The 4,650-nt window shown below is 55.5% G+C and carries 7 protein-coding genes; all 7 read right to left on the reverse strand.

Annotation, left to right across the window (positions count from 1 at the left end; translation table 11 throughout):
• On the reverse strand, positions 1 to 288 hold a 288-nt coding region (locus tag CU102_RS28070), incomplete at its 3' end, for an NAD(P)/FAD-dependent oxidoreductase (RefSeq protein WP_146146490.1).
• A 149-nt stretch (positions 289 to 437) separates the two neighbouring features.
• Complete coding sequence (locus CU102_RS28075) at positions 438 to 1,166, reverse strand: amino acid ABC transporter ATP-binding protein (protein WP_106714323.1); 729 nt, start codon at positions 1,164 to 1,166, stop codon at positions 438 to 440.
• A 34-nt stretch (positions 1,167 to 1,200) separates the two neighbouring features.
• Positions 1,201 to 1,875 carry an amino acid ABC transporter permease gene (locus CU102_RS28080; protein WP_106714324.1) on the reverse strand — a complete coding sequence of 225 codons (675 nt, stop codon included), beginning with the start codon at positions 1,873 to 1,875 and terminating at the stop codon, positions 1,201 to 1,203.
• On the reverse strand, positions 1,872 to 2,549 hold the full coding sequence (locus CU102_RS28085) for an amino acid ABC transporter permease (protein WP_106714325.1): 678 nt from the start codon (positions 2,547 to 2,549) through the stop codon (positions 1,872 to 1,874). The genes CU102_RS28080 and CU102_RS28085 overlap by 4 nt, the downstream gene beginning before the upstream one ends.
• A 107-nt stretch (positions 2,550 to 2,656) precedes the next feature.
• Positions 2,657 to 3,445, reverse strand: a complete 789-nt coding sequence (locus tag CU102_RS28090) for an ABC transporter substrate-binding protein (protein ID WP_106714326.1) — start codon at positions 3,443 to 3,445, stop codon at positions 2,657 to 2,659.
• Between the two features lie 203 nt (positions 3,446 to 3,648).
• Positions 3,649 to 4,164, reverse strand: a complete 516-nt coding sequence (locus CU102_RS28095) for an Lrp/AsnC family transcriptional regulator (protein ID WP_106714327.1) — start codon at positions 4,162 to 4,164, stop codon at positions 3,649 to 3,651.
• Between the two features lie 132 nt (positions 4,165 to 4,296).
• The gene (locus CU102_RS30060; protein WP_166648628.1) at positions 4,297 to 4,461 is read right to left on the reverse strand and encodes a hypothetical protein; all 165 of its coding nucleotides are present in this window, start codon (positions 4,459 to 4,461) and stop codon (positions 4,297 to 4,299) included.
• Positions 4,462 to 4,650 lie beyond the last annotated feature (189 nt).

A 4,650-nucleotide genomic window follows, 5' to 3' on the forward strand; every position in this document is an offset into this window, starting at 1 on the left:
GTGGAGTTTGCGGGCGTGGTCAGCGCCCACGGCGCGCTCGATCGCATCGCCGTCATTGGCATAACCCGGACTGACAAAACCGCCATTGCGTCCGGAAGCGCCCCAGCCGATGCGTTCGGCTTCCAATATAACGACTGCCTGGCCCGCGCGTAGCAACTGCAGAGCTGTCGTTATACCTGCGAGGCCACCTCCGATGACACAGGCTTCGCATTCCGTAATACCTGACAATATTGGAAAAGCATAATTGTCGTCCATCGTTCGCTGGTAGAAGGTATCGATATAGCTCATTTGCTCTCGCTTACGGATTGCCGCCCACTATCAAATGGTTGTTGCGATGCAACAGAAAGCTGGACCATTCGTCGTAAGGCGGGTGATCACTGATAGGGAGAAATGATTGAAAAGGTCGCTCCACAAATATCTCCTGATATTTCGACCCATCAATGACGTAGAATTTTACTCAGGAAAGCGCGGCTTCGATCAGTTTTCGGGTCGGAGAAAAACTCTTCCGGTGTCCCGGTTTCCACGACGGCGCCCTCATCCATGAATACGACCCGCTGTGCAACTTTACGGGCAAAACCCATCTCATGTGTCACTACCATCATGGTCATGCCTTCTTCGGCCACGCCGACCATCACGTCGAGTACCTCGCTGATCATTTCAGGATCGAGTGCCGAAGTGGGCTCGTCGAACAGCATGATTTTCGGGCGCATGCAGAGGCAGCGGGCGATGGCGACCCGCTGCTGCTGACCGCCGGAAAGTTCGGCCGGATAGGCGTTGAATTTTTCAGCCAGCCCGACTTTCGCCAGCATTTCACGCCCTGCTGACTCGGCTTCAGTGCGTTGAATTTTTCGAACATGGATCGGCGCGAGTGTGACGTTTTCGAGCGCCGTCTTATGCGGGTAGAGATTGAAGGACTGGAACACGAAGCCAATCTCCGTGCGTAGTTCGGTCATGTTGGTGGCGCGATCACCCAAACGCTGTCCATCCACCACAAGACGGCCGTCCTTGATCGTCTCAAGGCCATTGATGCAGCGGATCAGCGTGCTCTTGCCCGAACCGCTCGGGCCGCACACGACAACCACCTCACGCGGCTCGACGCTGAGCGTAATGTCCTTGAGAACGTGGAGCGCTCCGAACCATTTGTTGACGCCGCGAAATTCGATCATATCAGGCTGCCTTCATTGGTGGAGTTCGAATGCTTCACAGTTGCACCTCGCCGTGGGCGGCGCTCATGCGTCTCTCCAGCCGACGGGCGAGCAGGATGAGCGGATAGCACACGACGAAATAGCCGATGCCGACAATGGCAAACACGAGCAACCCATTTGGGACGCGCTGCACCACGAGCCAACCGACCCGGGTAAGGTCTGTCAAACCAATAGCGGAGACAACGGAAGAATCCTTGATGAGGAGAACATATTGCCCCACGAGCGGCGGCAGGGAAACCCGCATCGCTTGCGGCAGCACCACCTGCCGCATCCGTTGCCACTGCGAAAGGCCGGATGCGAGCGCCGCCTCGACCTGACCCGTCGGCACGGAACGGATGCCTGCGGCAACGATTTCGCAAATGAAGCAGGCGGCGAGATTGGTCAGCGCGATAATGCCAGCCGTGAATGCATCGAGTTCGACACCGAATTCTGGCAGGATAAAGAAGATAAGAAATATCTGGACGAGGAACGGTGTTCCCCGGATCAGATCGATCCAAAGCCCGATTACCCTACTGACCAAGCGATTTCCGCTAGTTCGCAAGACGCCGAGCGTGAACCCTATCAATGTACCGAGCACGAGGCTGATCGCTGACAAGGCAACGGTCATGCCAAGACCGCGCAATGCCAGAGGGTAGCTGCCGATCAGGCTTTGAAATTGGAACCAGATCATATGCGGCTCCCGATTGGGCGCACGCCGAGCCAGCGCGCTGACAAAACCGCCAGTGACTTCAATCCGTAATAGAGCAGGAGATAGCACGCTGCGGTTGTGATAAAGCCTTCGGCAGGCATGAAGCGGTCGGAAGCCAGAAGTTGGCCGGCTCGCGTCAGTTCCGAAACGGAAATCAGTGAGAGCAGCGCGGAGTCCTTCACCAGAACGATGGCCTGGCCGAGGAGAGGCGGAATCGTTACCCGGATGGCCTGCGGCAAGATCACAAGACGCATACGCTGGGCATAGGTCATGCCAGAAGCGACGCCGGCCTCTACTTGTCCGCGCGAGATTGACAGGATGCCGGCACGGATAATCTCGGCAATGTAGGCGCCGCTGTTCAGGGACAGTGCCAGAATGCCGACGAAAAGTTCTGGCAACACCATGCCAAGCCGGGGCAGGCCGAAATAGAGAAAGTAAAGCTGTGCCAGCAGCGGCGTCGCACGGATCGCGTCGATATACATCTTGGCGGGAAGCTTCAGCACCTGTGAGTGCTGCAAGTTCATGGCACACAGGATGATGCCAACAGCAAGAGCACCTGCAAACGAAACGATGGATAGCCAAAGCGTCGCGACAAATCCTTCCCCGAGCAAGGGCAGGTATTCGATGATGGTGCGAAAGCTGAAGTTCTCAAGCATGCCGGGACGATCCCTCAGGCGGCGAAACGAGCGCAGTCATAAAGTAGCCGGACGACCTTACATGGGCCTTAAAGGCCTCACGCAAAACCGTCCGCAATCGCACTTGCTTAGTGGTCTTTCTTCCAGTCGTCAGAATTGACCCAGTAATCCAGGTTCGTCTGCAGACGGCCATCGAGGGCGACCTGATCGAGGAAGAGGTTCATCCAGACCAGGAGATCCTGCTCGTCGTAGCGCGTGGCGAAAGCGAGGGGTTCTTTCGACAAAGTTTCCGGCATGATCGTGAAGCTTCCGGCTGGATAGGCAGCCTGCTGACCCTTGACCGCCGACACATCGTTCACGCCGCAATCGGCTTGGCCGTTATTGACCGCATCAAGCAGGAGCGGACCGCCACCCTTGTAGCTTTTGATTTCGGCATCCGGAAAAGTCGCCTTTGCCACTTTCTCACCTGTCGCGCCGAGGAGCACGGCGATCTTCGTGCCTTTCGCCTTGCAAGCTTCCATTGTCCCGAACTTGCTGTCTGCCTTGGCGAAGACAGTGCTGCCCGTGTACATGAAAGGCTTGGTGAAGGCGACTTTCATCGCCCGTGCCAGTGTCGGGGTCATGTCCGCAACCAGCAGATCGGCCTTGCCGGAAAGGAGCGCCGGGATCAAGCCGTCCCAATCGTAATCCTGGAACGTGATTTTTACGCCCATTTCCTTCGCCATCAGTTCGGCAAGCTCGACCGAGCTGCCCGTGCGTTTGCCGGCCTGGTCGACCATGGAAAAGGGAGGCCCTTGTGTCTGAACAGCGACCCGCAGTTCTCCGCGCTTCGTTATTTCGTCGAGAGTTCCGGCGTTTGCGAGGCTGGCTGTGGTCAGTAGCGCAAGTCCTGCTATGAATAGTTTGGCGATCTTCATTGGTATTCCTCCGTGTTATAGTTATATGTTCCCGCCCTGTTTGGGCTCTTGCTTCCAACGGCCGCAATCCTCTCAGAAAACGTTGCAGAAGTATTTTCCGCCTCTGGAATTGCGATCGAGTGTTTTGATCACCTGTTTACGACACTTGACAGATATTATGGAAACGCTCTTCGAGGTAATCTCATTGAAGTAAATGAAGGGACTCAAGACAACACCGCGCGCGAAGGCGCTTCTGGGCCACTTGACCAACAGCCCTTGGGCAGACTCACCCATTTGTTGCACGCAGCCATGACAACGAACGTTTCCGTGCGCGTGATCTCTCCCGGCTCACCCACTCCGGGAATTAATTCGCTCGTGACGCGATAGAGGTCCGCGATATCGCCAGCCACCACGACATCGACGATGATGTCGAAGCGGCCGGTTACAACGCATGCCGAGTTGACGAACGGGAGCTCGGCGATTCGCAGCGCGATCTCGCGGGCGCGGCCATGCCCTCGAGCATTAATACCGACGATCGCAGAGATCAATTCGGGTCGCTCCGACAGATTTAGCAGTCCGACAATTTTGATAAGGTTCTTGCTCAGGAGGTTACGGAGACGCGAGCGCACGGTTGGCACTGATATCGCCATGCCCTCAGCAAGGCGATTCACACCGAGCTGCGCATCTCGCGACAGCAATTGGACCAGTTTGCGATCCGTATGGTCCAAGTGTTCTCTCAAACGCCCCACACTTTCACAAATGGAAAAAATTAGAATGATAATTTTCAATTACGAATGTAACTTACACTAAATTTTTTCCTATGCAACAGTTTGAGTTTCGCTAGCGAATAAATGCTTGAGAGATAAGGGTCTTCACTTTGGTGGTGGAGACCGGTGACGATCAAAGCCGACACTGATTGAGGTCGATGGCAGAAACAGGCCGCTGTCGCCGGGCATGGCCGTGACGTCGAGGTGAAGACCGGCAAACGGCGCATCCTTGAATATCTGTTCTCGCGCCGAGATTTCATCGCAAGCCATGCGTTGAAACGATTCTGATGATGGTGATCGTATTGTAGATCTTCAGGCACCAATCAAAATCAGCAAAAATCAGCTATTATCGGCATTTTCAAAGGAACAGTTGCTGGTGCCTGCCCCGTATTGTACAGCGCTGGGTCTGCCGTAGCCGCCGCATTTCGCTAAGCAATTCGCCTGATTGACATTTACGGT

The organism is Phyllobacterium brassicacearum (assembly GCF_003010955.1).
Lineage (GTDB): Bacteria > Pseudomonadota > Alphaproteobacteria > Rhizobiales > Rhizobiaceae > Phyllobacterium > Phyllobacterium brassicacearum.

Coding starts and splice junctions, on each gene's coding strand:
- CU102_RS28080 (WP_106714324.1), bottom strand. CDS start 1,875: ATGATCTGGTTCCAATTTCAAAGCCTGATCGGCAGCTACCCTCTGGCA.
- CU102_RS28090 (WP_106714326.1), bottom strand. CDS start 3,445: ATGAAGATCGCCAAACTATTCATAGCAGGACTTGCGCTACTGACCACA.
- CU102_RS28085 (WP_106714325.1), bottom strand. CDS start 2,549: ATGCTTGAGAACTTCAGCTTTCGCACCATCATCGAATACCTGCCCTTG.
- CU102_RS28075 (WP_106714323.1), bottom strand. CDS start 1,166: ATGATCGAATTTCGCGGCGTCAACAAATGGTTCGGAGCGCTCCACGTT.
- CU102_RS30060 (WP_166648628.1), bottom strand. CDS start 4,461: ATGGCTTGCGATGAAATCTCGGCGCGAGAACAGATATTCAAGGATGCG.